The sequence below is a fragment of the Ruegeria sp. CDSB113 genome (assembly GCF_059611045.1).
On record NZ_JBXWOU010000003.1, the window covers coordinates 260,551 to 275,094 of the forward strand.

General features: G+C 54.8%; 8 protein-coding genes. 5 read left to right on the plus strand and 3 right to left on the minus strand.

Annotated elements, in window-relative coordinates; genetic code table 11:
• Positions 1-224: 224 nt before the first annotated feature.
• Both AC2FIS_RS07995 and AC2FIS_RS08000 read right to left on the minus strand, forming a co-directional pair.
• Positions 225-2,597, minus strand: a complete 2,373-nt coding sequence (locus AC2FIS_RS07995; RefSeq protein WP_496772765.1) for a thiamine pyrophosphate-binding protein — start codon at positions 2,595-2,597, stop codon at positions 225-227.
• Between the two features lie 14 nt (positions 2,598-2,611).
• Positions 2,612-3,811, minus strand: coding sequence for a methionine gamma-lyase (locus AC2FIS_RS08000; protein ID WP_496721567.1), 1,200 nt, complete (start codon positions 3,809-3,811; stop codon positions 2,612-2,614).
• 115 nt (positions 3,812-3,926) lie between these two features.
• Between AC2FIS_RS08000 and AC2FIS_RS08005 the strand changes: the two genes are divergently transcribed.
• Positions 3,927-4,382 (plus strand): Lrp/AsnC family transcriptional regulator, encoded by a 456-nt coding sequence (locus AC2FIS_RS08005; protein ID WP_170423874.1) that lies wholly within the window; start codon positions 3,927-3,929, stop codon positions 4,380-4,382.
• A gap of 140 nt (positions 4,383-4,522) precedes the next feature.
• The gene (locus AC2FIS_RS08010; protein ID WP_171711823.1) at positions 4,523-4,924 is read left to right on the plus strand and encodes a helix-turn-helix domain-containing protein; all 402 of its coding nucleotides are present in this window, start codon (positions 4,523-4,525) and stop codon (positions 4,922-4,924) included.
• Between the two features lie 240 nt (positions 4,925-5,164).
• Here AC2FIS_RS08010 and AC2FIS_RS08015 read toward each other — a convergent pair whose 3' ends face one another.
• Complete coding sequence (locus tag AC2FIS_RS08015; protein ID WP_496721568.1) at positions 5,165-10,282, minus strand: RecQ family ATP-dependent DNA helicase; 5,118 nt, start codon at positions 10,280-10,282, stop codon at positions 5,165-5,167.
• Between the two features lie 1,221 nt (positions 10,283-11,503).
• Between AC2FIS_RS08015 and AC2FIS_RS08020 the strand changes: the two genes are divergently transcribed.
• The 3 genes from AC2FIS_RS08020 (at position 11,504) to AC2FIS_RS08030 (ending at position 14,058) form a co-directional block, all read left to right on the plus strand.
• The gene (locus AC2FIS_RS08020; RefSeq protein WP_496772766.1) at positions 11,504-12,373 is read left to right on the plus strand and encodes a LysR family transcriptional regulator; all 870 of its coding nucleotides are present in this window, start codon (positions 11,504-11,506) and stop codon (positions 12,371-12,373) included.
• A gap of 106 nt (positions 12,374-12,479) precedes the next feature.
• The gene (gene wrbA, locus AC2FIS_RS08025) at positions 12,480-13,103 is read left to right on the plus strand and encodes an NAD(P)H:quinone oxidoreductase (protein WP_496668137.1); all 624 of its coding nucleotides are present in this window, start codon (positions 12,480-12,482) and stop codon (positions 13,101-13,103) included.
• A gap of 58 nt (positions 13,104-13,161) precedes the next feature.
• A complete protein-coding gene (locus AC2FIS_RS08030) occupies positions 13,162-14,058 on the plus strand; it encodes an EamA family transporter (protein ID WP_496668135.1) in 897 nt (298 codons plus the stop codon).
• The last annotated feature ends 486 nt before the right edge of the window (positions 14,059-14,544 follow it).

The following is a 14,544-nucleotide window of genomic DNA, read 5'->3' on the forward strand; positions in this document are numbered from 1 at the left end:
TCAAATCCGGAACGACCCTGAATAGGGGGCAACGTAACATGGGCTAAGTGTCTGGATTTATTGGTCGGAGTGAGAGGATTCGAACCTCCGACCCCTGCCTCCCGAAGGCGAGTTCCCAGGGTGAAAGTAAACAAAATAAGGGCTTTGAATGCCAACCATTGCACTTCAGTGGCGGATAGCGCTGCGATAACGTTGCGGTTTCATTGCGAGCAGACCCGGCCCACTTATGCACGGTGAAGAGTTCTGCCATGGGTCAGGCCATTCACTTTCTCCAGGATAGCGTCTGCGTCAATGCAGTGGTGGCGATATAAATCGCCGATCGTTCCGGTCTGGCCAAAATGCTCGACGCCCATTGGGATAGTCTGATGTCCCAGCACTGCCCCAAGCCAGGATAGAGTTGCAGGATGACCATCGATAACGGTGACAAGCTTGCAGTGTGGCGGAAGGTCGGACATCAGGGTTTCGATGTGGGAGCGTGCCGCTCGATTGCCACGAGAACGCGCTCGTTGAGCGGCGGTCCATCCAGCATTCAGGCGATCTGCGGATGTCACGGCCAATACACCTATGTCGCGACGGCCTTCACCAATCATACCGGCGGCCTTGATTGCCTCCGGCGCGACGGCTCCTTGATAGGCGACTACAACTTCGCAATTGGGCCCGGGTTTTCGTAACCAATAGGCCCCATCAATGGCACCTTGGCGGAACTCCTGGTCGACACGTTTGCCGGGCTGTTCAATCGGGTTGGTGGTCAGGCGCAGGTAGACAGACCCTCCGGTTTCATCGCGCAGCCATGTGCGCTCGTCGGGCTGCCCTTCGCCATCGCGCTGCAGGTAGTCGAAGGCCCATTCCATAATCACCGCTAGCTCGTCGGCAAAGGCGGGCTCAAAAGCGGCCAACCCATCTTGGCTCATACCGATGAGTGGTGTTCCAACGGACTGATGTGCTCCACCTTCAGGTGCGAGTGTGACGCCGGAAGGTGTGCCAACCAGCATGAAACGCGCGTCCTGATAGCAAGCGTAATTTAACGCATCTAGGCCGCGGCTCACGAATGGATCATAAACGGTGCCAACAGGGATCAGCCTCTTACCGAACAGGGAATGCGACAGACCCGCCGCTCCCAGAAGCAACATGAGGTTCATTTCGGCGATACCAAGCTCGATATGCTGCCCGTCCGGCGTGAATTCCCATTTCGCCGTCGAAGGGATCCGGTGTTCTATGAAGGCGTCGGCTTGCTCGGATCGGGCGAACAGTTTGCGGCGGTTCACCCAAGGACCAAGGCTTGTTGTGCCTGTCACATCTGGGGAGGTCGTCACTATGCGCTCCGCCAATGGGCTGTTGCCTTTTGAAAGATCGTCAAGGATCTTGCCAAACGCCAGCTGGGTCGAGATTTCGCGACTGGTGTCGATTTCGATTGGCGGCACATCCAATTTGTCATCAAAATAGCGGCGCGGACCTTTGGCAAAGAACGGGGTGCTGGCCAGAAAATCTTTGAATGCGTCTGGATCTTGCACCGTCGCGAGCGGCTCCCATTCTTCGCCCTTCGGCACACCCATATGCGACTGCCATGCGACGAATTGGCTGTTGTTCATCAGCCCGCCGTGATTGTCCTTGTGGCCTGCAATAGGGGTGCCCCATCCTTTGACGGTGTAGGCCAGGAAGCATGTCGGGCGATCATGATCGATGGCGGCAAATGTCTGAGCCATGGTCTCGACGCAGTTGCCGCCGAGGTTCTCCATAAGGGCTGCAAGCTCTGCATCCGTCCGCCTTTCAATCAAGGCAGTCACATCCCCCTGATCCCCCAGATCGTCCATGAGACGCTGTCGCCAATTCGCACCACCCATGAATGTCAACGCCGAGTAGTCCTGGTTGGGGCAAGCGTCGATCCAATCACGCAGGCGGTTGCCGCCGGGCTCTTCAAAGGCCGCGCGTTGAAGAACTCCGTATTTTACGCGCACGACATCCCAACTGAATGCATCGAAGATTTTCTCGATCCGTTCGAACAGTCCTTCTCGGACGATACCGTCCAGCGACTGTCGGTTGTAATCGATGATCCACCACGTGTTTCGTAGGTCGTTTTTCCAGCCTTCCTGCAACGCCTCATAGACGTTGCCTTCGTCCAGTTCGGCATCGCCAACAAGTGCCACCATACGCCCCATCGGGGCGTCTGAACCCCAGCTTTTGGCCTTGATGTAGTCCTGAATGATCGAGGCAAACGAGGTGATCGCGACACCTAAACCTACAGACCCGGTCGAGAAATCAACATCGTCAATGTCCTTGGTCCGGCTGGGATAACTTTGCACACCGCCAAATCCGCGGAAATTCACCATCTTCTCGCGGGTCTGATTACCCATGAGATACTGCATCGCATGAAACACCGGCGACGCATGCGGTTTTACTGCAACCCGGTCCTCAGGGCGTAAGGCTGAGAAGTAGAGCGCGGTCATGATCGATACCATCGACGCAGACGAAGCCTGATGGCCACCAATCTTGATCCCATCCACCTTTGGTCGGACATGGTTGGCATGGTGGATCATCCAATGAGACAACCACAGCAGGCGCTGTTCGACGATCTTTAGTTGGGTGGGATCAATGTGCATGGTGGTCTCCGGGTTTAGGCGGCGCTGCGAGCAGGGTAGGGCAAAGCCTGCTCTAGGTCTGCAAGGATATCTTCGACATCCTCTAGCCCGACAGACAGACGGATCAGGCCATCGCTTATCCCATGCTCGGCACGCTCTTCTGGGGTATACGTCGAATGAGTCATGGACGCTGGGTGTTGGATCAGTGTTTCCGCGTCGCCCAATGACACCGCACGCTGGATCATATTCAAGCGGTTCATGAATTCAATTCCTCCGGACAGACCGGATTTGATCTCGAACGCTATCATAGCGCCCGGTTGGGACATCTGTCGCTGCGCTACATCGTGCTGTGCGAAGCTCTCAAGACCGGGGAAATAAACCTCACCGACGGCAGGATGCGCTTCAAGGAAGTCCGCGACGACCTTGGCAGAATCACAATGACGATCCAGACGCAGGTTCAGTGTTTTCAGACCACGCAGGATCAGCATCGCGTTGAAAGGCGCCATTACCGCGCCGGTCATGTCCTTCATCCCAACAAGGCGGATCTCAGCAATCTGTTCGGCGGACCCGACAACCAGACCGGCAACCACATCGCCATGCCCACCGAGGTATTTGGTGGCGGAGTGCAGAACGATATCTGCCCCGTGCTCGATCGGGCGGGTCAAATACGGGCTAGCGTAGGTATTATCGACGACGACCGTTGCACCGACCGAATGCGCAATTTCGGCGCTCGCGGAGATGTCCACCAATCGCATATTCGGATTGGCAGGAGTTTCGAAATAGACAACGCGGGTTTTGTCAGAAACGGTAGCTTTCAGATTCTCAGGGTCTGTCATGTCGACGTGTGTGATCGTGACTCCCCATTTTGCCAAACCGTGACGCATGAAGGCGAAGGTGCAGCCATAGAGCGTTTTGTCCACGATGACTTCGTCACCTGGCGACAGCAGGGTCCAAAGCGCTGCCGTAATCGCCCCCATGCCGCTTGAGAGAGCTAGCCCGGCCTCGGCTCCTTCAAGCACGGCAATACGTTGTTCAAGAAGGTCGCATGTGGGGTTTGAAATACGGCTGTAGATATGACCTTCACGCTCTCCAGCGAACATCTCTCCGCCAGCCTCTGCGGTTTCAAAGGTAAACGTGGACGTCAAATGTAGCGGTGGTGTCAGAGCACCGTCATTTTCCAGAGGGTTATATGCGTGGTGAATAGCGCGCGTGGCAAATCCGGTTGAACGAGTCATTGCAAGCTCCTGATTCATGTTGAAGCCAGTTTGCGCCTTTACTTTGGGCCAATGTTTGCAAATTATACCAACTAGAGCATACATATTGGCAGATTCTGCTAAGGATGAGGGCGAAGTGGACGCTAAGGACAGGCAAATCATTCGAGCGCTGCAACGTGACGGGCGCATGACGAACCAGGATCTTGCCGATGAGGTGAACTTGTCTCCCTCACCGTGTTTGCGCCGGGTCAAAAACCTAGAAGCCAATGGAGTGATAAAGGGATACAGCGCCGACGTTGACGCTGCCGCGTATGGGATGGCCATTACCGTCTTCGTGCGTATCAGGTTGGAGCGACACAACGAAACGGACGTTCAGAACTTCGAGAAACGCGTTCGGATGATCGATGAAGTTCTTGAATGCCACGTGCTGACCGGGGCAATGGACTACCAATTGCGGGTTTTGGTATCGGATCTGGAAGCCTACGAGGAATTTATTCGTCACCGAATTCATCCTATCGGTGGGATAGCCTCGATCGATACCAGCTTTGTCTATGGAACGGTAAAAAAGACCGCAATTTTTCCGCCCGGATAGATGGACCCAGTTAGAATGAGTTGTTGCCAATCAGCTAAACATTTTAGTTGATTAATTTTTTCCCTCCGCAATTTCCCATTCTCATCGTCGCTATATCAAAGACATGCAGCGCGTGCTGCATCACTTCTGAGAGGATAGCGATGACAAATAGACCGTATGGAGACACCCGGATGGCGACGTATGTCGAACGGAGGGTGCTCGAACTGAAACCTACCAAGAGCCAAGCCGAGATCGCGGCGCAGGTGGGATACGTCAATCCGAACATGATCACGATGATCAAGCAGGGTAGTTCCAAGGTGGCATTGGATCGCGTCCCGGCTTTGGCGAAAGCTTTGGAATGCGACGCCGCCTACCTTATGCGCCTCGCAATTGAGCAGTCGATCGGCCTGACCGCAGCCGAGGCAGTTGTCGAGGTGTTCGGAGAACCCGTCACGTCGAATGAACTTGGCTGGCTGAAAGCAATTCGCAAGGCCTCTAACAACACGGATCCTCGGCTGACCAGTCGGTCAGCGACGGCGATCAAGACTATCTTCGGGAGGTAGGAGCCATGTGTGACCAGAAAGACGTCCTGACATTGAATGAGCGCGCCTGGTTGCGGTTCCTCCGTGACGTGAGCAACGGAAGTGATCCTGAGCCGACCCTACGGCGAGTGCAGCTGTTGCGGCGCTTATGCGAGCCTCGGAGAGCTTGATGAAAATGCGTAGCATTACTGTGGTGGGGATGGGTGAAGTGCTGGGCTTCGTCGGATCCCTCTGGAAACAAAAAAAATTGTAAGTGATGTCCTAGTTGACGGACACGAAAACGAGCTCTGGCAAAACCACCTCCCATGCATCGCGGCGGAGAGTGTGCTGGAAGGCTTCACCTGAGTCTTCCTTCCGCCATGTAAGGATAGCGGCGACTTCACCCCGATCAAACCTGGTATTTGGCGGTGGTGCGAAGGATTTGGACATCCGGCTCAGCACTTGCCCTTTTTCATTGTGTAGCAACCAGCGGTCGCCGTCCTTTACCAATAACACTGCATCACCGACGCGTGCCGCATTAACTGCACTCAGAGAAGAATGGCCTGGATGCAGGCGTCCAGCATAGGAAAGATCAACCATCCGCGCCTCAGCCGCCTGAAAAAAGCGACGGGGACCAGGCAACGCGTTCATGTCAGGCTTCACGCTACGGGTGAGAACTGAAGGTGCTCCTGTTGGTAGGTATTCATGGTTGTCGTTGCTCATTACTACAAGGCTGCGGCGGGCACGTGTCATAGCGACATAGAACAGTCGACGGGGTGCGTCCTGATCTTCGGATCGCGAGGGCCGCTCCCACCCGCCATCGAGTATAACTACATCGTCAAATTCCAGGCCTTTTGCGCGGTGGGCCGTCAGCAGCTTTAACCCTCTTTGTTCATCCCAGCTATCACGGGACCATTCCGCGAACCATTCGACTATGTCTGGGACGGGCAGGCTGCGCGACCCAACCTCGCGTGCCAGTAGGCCCAGTCCTTCACCAATACGATCGGTCCAGCGCGAATGCGAAAGTGTGTTCAGCACTTCGGTCAACTGATTGATCGAGTAAAGCTTTGAGGGTGTCTCGCGTAGGGCTTTGACAAACGTCTGCATCTCGCGCATCCGCCATAGGCTAGGTATGTTTTCGTTAGCCATTTCAACCGGTATTCCGAGGTTTTCGGCAAAATCGCGCACCGGTATCAGCTTTCGCCAATCGCGCGAGATAATCGCGGCGCGTGACCATGTCCAATCGGGGTCGAGACGAGAGAGGCGGATCAACTCGTCTAGTGCGGCCATAGCTTGCTCTTCATTACCAGCGGGGCACTCAAGGATCTGCACACGGCCTTGTGCTACTGGATCCAATTTGGCCAGAGATCCACCGGCGTCAGCCTTCGTCCGGGCCTGATCTACGGCAATATCATGGCCAAGTTTCATACGCGCAGCTGCCCCAGCGATCACGGCATTGGCGGTGGCGACGATATGACCGGTAGAGCGGTAGTTCTCGGTTAAGAAAACCGGTTTTGCTGCGTAGTCCTGTTCAAACTGGCGGATGTAGCGGATCGATGCACCGGAGAAGGCATAAATGTTCTGGTCGTCATCACCCACGGCAAAGAGACTGAGTCGCAGATCGGGATCATCCAGAGTTCTCCCTGCCACAGCAGCGATCAGCGCGTATTCATCTGGACCGATATCCTGATATTCATCCACTAAAATCCAGCGATACCCCTGTATCAGTGTTTCACGCAGCGCTTCGGCCTCTTGCTTGCTTAGACCGTCACCCCGAAGCAGTGCCGCAGCCTTTTGCAATAGACCTTTGAAATCGGGGATGTCGGCTGTTTGAATGCCCGCGAAACTAGCTCCGACCAGGCGCATAGCCAGTGAATGCACCGTTGAGACGGTTACTAAGGTTGAGTCATCTCCAACTAACCGGCGAACGCGTTCACGTATTTCAGCGGCTGCGTGACGGTTGTAGGCCAGCACGAGGATACCGCGGGGATCCTCGCGTTTGATGCGCAGCAGATAAGCGATGCGATGAACCAGGACTCGTGTTTTGCCCGAGCCTGGTCCTGCCAGCACAAGGACGTTGGTTTGTCCCCGGTTGTCACGCACAATTTTTTGCTGCACCGGATTGCCCAGGTTGTCGACAATTGCCTTATAGGTGGCGCCAGTGGCCTGACGCCGGAATTCGGTCCCGCGCCCCGGCATCCATCGGCGCATGAAGGCGTCTTGCTCCAGCACGAAATAGTCGTCGGACAAGCGCTGCGCTGTCTCAATGTTTTCCAGTCCTTTTTCCGCGTAGGCTGCCATCACATGGGTTTGAATGGTTTGTTCGTCATAGTGTTCCTCGAGTGGTGCGAAATGCTGGACGGTGAAACCACCTCCTTTGGAGCCAAGATGCACCGTTATGGCAGGGCGAAAGATGGACAGTCCGCGTCCCAGCGTAACCACCTGCTGTTCATGCATCCACAAAAGTGATCGGTCCATTAAGCGGTTTGGGTCTTTGATACTGGTGCGCAAAAGCGTATCGCCGGTAATCGTGGACAGCATCGCTCCCAGAGTGGTCTCGACCTGAATGTCCTTGCCGTGTGTGCCTTTCGGCACGAGGGTCAGAAGATGCGCCAGCAGGCGTTGTGCACCCTGATGGCGCAACTCGGCGGTTTGAGCGACAAAGCGCCAAGACTGTTGAAGTCGCACAAGGATGCTACCGCGCACTGATTTACGCAGAGAAAGGTTGCCACGCCCTCCCTCCGTATCACGTCCATCCTGTGCCATACCGCGCAGAAGGGTCTCCACCAGATACGGACGCACCTCGCCATGGCCGCGCTGTTGCAACTCCTGACAGGCAATGGAAAGGTTGAACGGAATCGGTTCAGCCTGATCGGCATCTGGGGCCATTTCGCGCATCACGGCGATTAGGTCTTCTTCTAGTCGCGCTGCCCGATCCAGCCGGGCTTGCGATGCGTCGGTCACGCCATAGTGCACAAAAATGGTTATATTGGTGTCGTCGCTGGCAATTCCAATCGCCTCCAGATCGGTCAGCGCCTTGCGCAATTCAGCGGAGGAGAGCCCGCTAGTTCCTGCTAATTCGTCGGTGGAAACACCTTCTCCCACTGGTGTGTTTACGATATGGCGCACTATCGCCAGCAGTTGCTTGCGCCGAGCGCCCGTGATGTCTGCCTTATCCAACAAGGTGGCGGCGGTATCCACATCGCGCACGAGTAGGGAGGCGGGGAAGACCTGCACGCTGTTTTCTTCACGCCGCAACAGACTCGCTTCCTCCAGCCAAGCAACGGCGGTCTTTACGCGCGTGTCTTCAGTGTTGTTGTCACGCTGGAATTCAAAGTCTTTTTCTTCTCTCACGATCTCGCCCGGAGTGGCGACGATCTTACCTTCGTCTCGAGTGCGCATATCCAAGCGACGTAGCGCTTTAAGGATGGCACCTATTTCATGCCGTGCAAGGCGGGAGCGGGCCGAAAGGCTGAATTGGCGTTCAACGTCCTCTATGTTGAACAATAACACGCAGCTAGCGGGGTCGCGGTCGCGTCCCGCGCGTCCTGCCTCTTGTAAGTAGTTCTCCAACGAGCCTGGCACGTCGCCGTGGACTACTAGGCGGATGTCAGGTTTGTCGATGCCCATGCCAAAGGCGTTGGTCGCAGCAATCACGCGCAATTCGCCGGTCCGGAATTGTTCTTGAATCTCGTGCTTTTCTTCGGGAGGTAGGCCAGCGTGGAAACGTTCGGCGCTGACACCCTGTTGTTTCAGGAATTCGGCCACGCGTTCTGTCGCACCTCGGGTCGCGCAATAGACAACGGCTCCGGAGACGCCAGAGGCGGGCAAGCCCTGCTCGATCGCGTTCAGAATATCTGCGAGTTTCGTCGCGCGCTGGGTTTCACGCACCGAAAAAGAAAGGTTCGTGCGCGACGCACCACCGTCCAGCAGGATCAGATCCTGATCCAGTCGTGTTTTGAAATGCTCTCTTATATCGCGCACTACCTCGGGTTTGGCAGTGGCGGTAAGGCAAAGTATCGGAGCGGGGGCATCGCCGGAGTTTTCTTTGATGAAGCGGCTGACGTAGCGGTAGTCGGGCCTAAAATCATGGCCCCATTTTGAGATGCAATGTGCTTCGTCTAGCACCCAAAGGCCAATTTCGCGTTGTGCCAGAGCGCTGCGAACTGACTTGTTGCGAAGCTGTTCGGGTGAAATCATCAAGATCGCAGCATCACCCATGCGCACTTTGTCCAGAGCGTCGTGACGTTCAGGCAGCGACAGAAGGCCGTTGATCGTGACGGCGGAAGATATACCGGCTCTCGCCAGGCCCTGCACCTGATCGGCCATGAGTGCGACTAGCGGTGAGATAACGACGGTTAGCGCACCGGTCTTGTCGAACCGTGAAAGGGCTGGAATCTGATAGCAGACTGACTTGCCAGTTCCGGTTGGAAGGATGCCCAGAACGCTTTTGCCTGCCATCGCCTCAGCTACAATGCGTTCCTGCAAGGGTTGACCGAATTCGTCCACGGGTTCGGGTCGGAAGGACGGAAAGCCGAACCAGCGATCTAGCGCCCTTTTAGGATCGTTGTGTTCGACACACCATTGGCAAGAGTCATCGTTACAAGCAGCCTCTCGCAAGTGACGCACAATCAGAGAAGCTTCGCGAAATTGCATGCGAACCCAGGGAGGCATGACGCTGTCGCCGCCAGCAACAGAAATCCACGACAAGGCATAGGCCAAAGGCCAGGCAAGGTTCGGGTTTTCCATCCGGCTAAGAGTCTGTTCGAGCCGATGCAAGCAGACTTGTCCAGCCAAAAGGTGGCGAACGGCGTCAAAAGCTTCTTGTTTATTGGGTCTGCTAGTGCATCGCACAGCAGTAAAAAGAGCGTCAAACCCTCCGCTGCGTGGGGGGCGTGTGGCAAGGAAATGATAGGCTGTCAGCGCATCTGGGGTCGTGGTGTTTAGCTTGGCGAACGCCTCGATCTGGTTTTGCAGAACCTCGAAGACCAGACGTGCATCCTTTTCGGGATCGTTGACATGACCCGTTTGCAACCGTCCGTCTTGATAGTGTTTGACTAAATGGTGATAGGGGTTGCGCGGGAAGGCCAAAGGATTGAGCCAGAGTGTGTCGATTGGTGCCTCTGCCAAGGCGGCAAAGCGGGGCGCAGCAGCGGCCAGGTGGGGCAGGTCGTGGTGCAAGATGTTGTGGCCGATGACACTGTCGAAACCTTTACAATATGTGTCGAGTTGCGACAGTGCTGAGGCGGAGCTGCTTTTTTCGACGAGGGCTGGTCGGGAGTCATCGTTCGTTGTGGCAGCCAATGCGAATATCCGAGCGGATTTAGGATCCACTTCCAGGTCAATCGATACACAGCGCTCAAGAAAGCGCGAAATGTCCACCTGACCGTTCGTTATCATTGCTCGCCAAATTTTCTCTTTTAGTGTCTCCTTGATAGCTACCGGATTACAGACAAAAGAGAAGGTGCGTTTCAAATTGCTCTTCGCAATGTGGATTCCTCGCACTCCTCAATGGTTGCATAAGGTTGACAAAGGTTTACATCCACCCTCCCGGGATCAACGGAATGTAAACCTTTCACCTCTCAAAACACCCCAAAATCAGGCCAAAGGTTTACACTAAGTTTACCTTAAGTTGACAGATTTCACCCGAAAACCAGTTTTTCAGAGCAAAATGTAAACCTTTGAACCAGACAAACCCATAAAAACAACGGTTCTCGGAAAACACACATCCGAACCAAGGCCAGAAAAGCGCACAGAGCGACGAAACACAGGCCAGACGACACCTGACACACGTAAGAGAACGGATGCAACTCAGGCCAGCGTAGAGAGCGCCTGAGCATAAACCTCATAGAGAGCAAACACACCCGATCAGGCCAGCAAAGCTATTGAGCTACTCCGGAGATCGAATACCGACGATTGCTCATAGACAGGAAATAGATGCACCTAGAGAGAACACACCTAAGAGAGCGTATGTGCCTAGAGAGAAGAGGTGTGAGAGAAAGCCCCTATAGAGAGCACGCACAGGTAAGGTGATAGATCGATCGCAAGGGAAACGTAGGAGGGAGTATCCAGGGGCGGAGCCCAATTTGCGCTTGTGTTTACCAGACCTTTTGTATGCTCCGTTGCTTCTAAGTGCTCATTGGGAAGCTTGTAACTTGCGGTGAAGCGTATTGAAGGCTGCACTTTGATTGTATGTGCTGTTATTCCGTTGGAAGTTCGCATTGCGACTTCAAGAGAGTAGCTTCATTGAACCCTTGAGGCGTCGTTCCGCATCTTTTGCAATCGCCATAAGTCTTTCCTGTCGAGTTGGCTCACTAACAGCGTCGCTAACCGGTATAAGCCTGCTCTCGACAGGGCGATCCGACTTTTCATTGTTCGACCGGCTTGGAACGTTTTTCGGTTTATGCGGATTCTTAGATTTTGCCATTGCCCCTAACTCCTACCCTGATCGAAAATAGAGTGATGATTGTTTTCTGGCAACCGCCCGGAAATCAACACCAGCAACCCAGGCGTGTCGCCCCTTCGCACCAGTGGCGCGGTCGAATAACTTGCTGTTCGTTACGCCCAACTGGGCGGCTCAAAAAACTGATCGGGGGCCTGAAGTTGGACAAACTGTCAGTCATGCAAGCTTTTCGCCGTATCGTTGAACGCGGCAGCTTTGCTCGTGCGGCGGAAGACCTTGGTGTTTCTCCTGCGCTTCTCAGTAGAGAAATCAAGCTTCTGGAGGAAAGTCTGGGAACCGTTCTTCTCACCAGAACGACCCGATCTATGTCACTGACTGACACCGGCAGTCTCTACTACCAAGATGCGATTGGAATTCTCGACGCGGTCGAAAAAACGGAGCAGACCATCAGAGATGGTTCCAAAGCGGTGCGTGGGCACCTTCGGGTGAATGCGTCAAGTTCCTTCGGCCAAACCGTTATTGCACCGATGCTTCCAGAGTTCTTAGAAACCTATCCAGATCTGCGATTTACCCTTTCGATGGACGATAAGGTGATCGATATGGTCGAGGGCGGGTTCGATCTGTCGATACGAATCCGAGCCGCGATGCCGGATTCGGCCCTTGTTGCGCGACGGATCGGCGTGATGCGACAGCGGATTTTTGCGTCTCCTGACTATTTGGAGCGATGCGGGACGCCGACCCAGCCGGCGGATCTGAAAAACCACGCTATCATCGGCTTTTTGCTTGCTGATCATTTGACGAGCTGGAAGCTTTCGGCCACCAACGGTGTCACAGCACTAGAGCTTGATCCGCGCGTGCGTGTCGGCAACAGCCTCGTTTTGCGGGATCTGCTGATAGCGGGGCAAGGTATCGGAACTCTGCCCGAGTTCGTCTCTGATGCTCCTGAAGCCAGCGGAACCTTAGTGAGAGTTCTTCCTGACCACGAATTGCCCGCGCCGGAAGTATTCGCCGTTACAGCATCTCGCTTGGGAATGGACGCAAAGGTTACAGCCTTTCTTGATCATCTGCGTCTGGCTCTCAGGTCCTGACATTATTCAATACAGGTAAAGAGTGATGTCAAAGAGCGTGACTTAATTGGCGGCGCCACAAATTCCATTCTCTCAGGGAACAAGTCACAGCCCTGAGAGGTATCCTATGTCACGTATTCTCGTTCTCTATTATTCAAGCTATGGCCACGTCCGCACATTGGCCGATGCCGAAGCTGAAGGCGCCAGAAGTGTTCCCGGCAACAAAGTTGACGTTCGGCGTGTGCCCGAAACTGTCCCTGAGGAAGTCCGCCAACAGGCTGGCTATGTAGTGGATGATACGCCAATCGCCTTGCCGGCAGATCTGGAAAACTATGATGCAATAATTTTAGGAACACCGACCCGATTTGGCATGATGGCTGGCCAAATGAAGTCCTTCCTTGACCAGACCGGAGGGCTTTGGGCCAGGAATGCTCTGGTTGGAAAAGTCGGGGCGGTCTTTGCATCAACAGGTTCGCAACACGGTGGGCACGAGGCGACCCTTCTGACAACGCAAGTCCCGCTTCAACACTTTGGGATGCTGATTGCCGGAATGCCCTACACATTTTCTGGCCAGACTACATCAGAAGAAATCATTGGCGGCGCACCATATGGTGCCGGAACGATCGCCGGTGCTGATGGTTCCCGCACACCTACCGAAACTGACCTAGCGGGAGCGCGGTTCCAGGGCGCTCATGTTGCAAGGATTGCCGCGTGCCTCGCTGGATCAAACCTGCAAGCGGAAGCAGCTTAACCCGCGCTGCTCTGTCGTCTCACTCAAATTCTCAAACGCTTCAGCCGGGAGACATACAATGTCACGCTTAACCGATATTCTTCTCACCTCACTCGCCCCAGCGGTATGGGGAAGCACCTACCTGGTAACTACGGAAGCGCTCCCGGCTGGCTATCCGATTACCCTGGCTGCGTTACGAGCTTTGCCTGCTGGCTTGTTGTTGCTTGCAGTGACGCGCTGCGTTCCACCACGCGAATGGCTCGGTCGAACTTTCGTCTTAGGCAGCCTCAATTTCGCTCTGTTCTGGGTGCTCCTCTTCGTTGCTGCGTATAGGTTACCCGGTGGTGTGGCCGCCACCCTAGGATCGTTGCAAACAATGATCGTGATTTTGATGGCGTGGGGATGGCTGGGAACCCCAATACGACTTGGTGCACTCGGTGCCGCCGCGACTGGCGTAATGGGTGTGTCTCTGCTGCTGAGCGGGCCAGAAGCACAACTTGATTGGATCGGTATAGCAGCGGGTTTGGGAGGAGCCGCGTCAATGGCTGCTGGGACTGTTCTCAGTAGGAAATGGCAACCTCCGGTCTCGGCGCTTAGTTTCACAGCGTGGCAATTAACAGCCGGTGGTTTGATACTGCTGCCAATTGCATTGTTCGTTGAGCCACCTCTCCATGCGCTCAGCGCGACAAATGTCGCCGGCCTTATCTGGCTTGGTTTGATAGGTGCTGCAGCAACCTATGCTCTTTGGTTTCGTGGCATAGCGCGCCTGGACCCCAGTGCAGTTTCGATGCTCGGCATGATGAGTCCTGTTACAGCTGTCGTGCTCGGCTGGGTATACTTGGGACAAACGCTTAGCCTCACCCAGTCCATAGGAGCAGTCATAGTTATTGGCTCTGTTGTGGTCGGCCAAAGCGTGGGTCGAAGAGACAATTCGGGTTTGAAAAAATGGAGACCAGCAACAGCTGGACCTGTCTGATGGGTGCAGAGCTGCAAACAGCGAACCCAATCACGCAAGTGGGCGAGGAATGGCTCAGCGCTTCGCTCAAGCCCGTTCGCCAGATCCCTACAATATCGAAGTCCTAGGTTTCCCTCCGAATAATGAAGGGGATGCATTCTGGCGCCCCCACGTTCGGGTGTTCCAAAACTCCTGTAGCCATGGTGGAATGGTGGTCGAGCAACCAAGCGCTGAGAGCGCTCAGGGCGAGCGTTTCTACTTAAGTGCTGTCGCATATCGAAAACCGCGTTGGACGCTGCCAGTGAGCGCCCGATGCAGTCTGGTATTGCGCGTAGGTTTCAAGCGGTCACAGTGTGGTTCATTTCAAAGTAGCGGCGGACCAACCGGTTATTTTGGAGACCAACCATCGTTCTTGCGCTTCTTGTTTCATAGCAACATCTTATGCGGGATTAGACATGTTCACAATTGAGCGAAACTTACGAAAGATGCTTCGGCATTTTTCGCGCA

Excerpts from the sequence above, each read along its gene's own strand:
- AC2FIS_RS07995 (WP_496772765.1), bottom strand. The coding sequence starts at position 2,597 with ATGCACATTGATCCCACCCAACTAAAGATCGTCGAACAGCGCCTGCTG.
- AC2FIS_RS08000 (WP_496721567.1), bottom strand. The coding sequence starts at position 3,811 with ATGACTCGTTCAACCGGATTTGCCACGCGCGCTATTCACCACGCATAT.
- AC2FIS_RS08010 (WP_171711823.1), top strand. The coding sequence starts at position 4,523 with ATGACAAATAGACCGTATGGAGACACCCGGATGGCGACGTATGTCGAA.
- AC2FIS_RS08015 (WP_496721568.1), bottom strand. The coding sequence starts at position 10,282 with ATGATAACGAACGGTCAGGTGGACATTTCGCGCTTTCTTGAGCGCTGT.
- AC2FIS_RS08020 (WP_496772766.1), top strand. The coding sequence starts at position 11,504 with ATGCAAGCTTTTCGCCGTATCGTTGAACGCGGCAGCTTTGCTCGTGCG.
- wrbA (WP_496668137.1), top strand. The coding sequence starts at position 12,480 with ATGTCACGTATTCTCGTTCTCTATTATTCAAGCTATGGCCACGTCCGC.
- AC2FIS_RS08030 (WP_496668135.1), top strand. The coding sequence starts at position 13,162 with ATGTCACGCTTAACCGATATTCTTCTCACCTCACTCGCCCCAGCGGTA.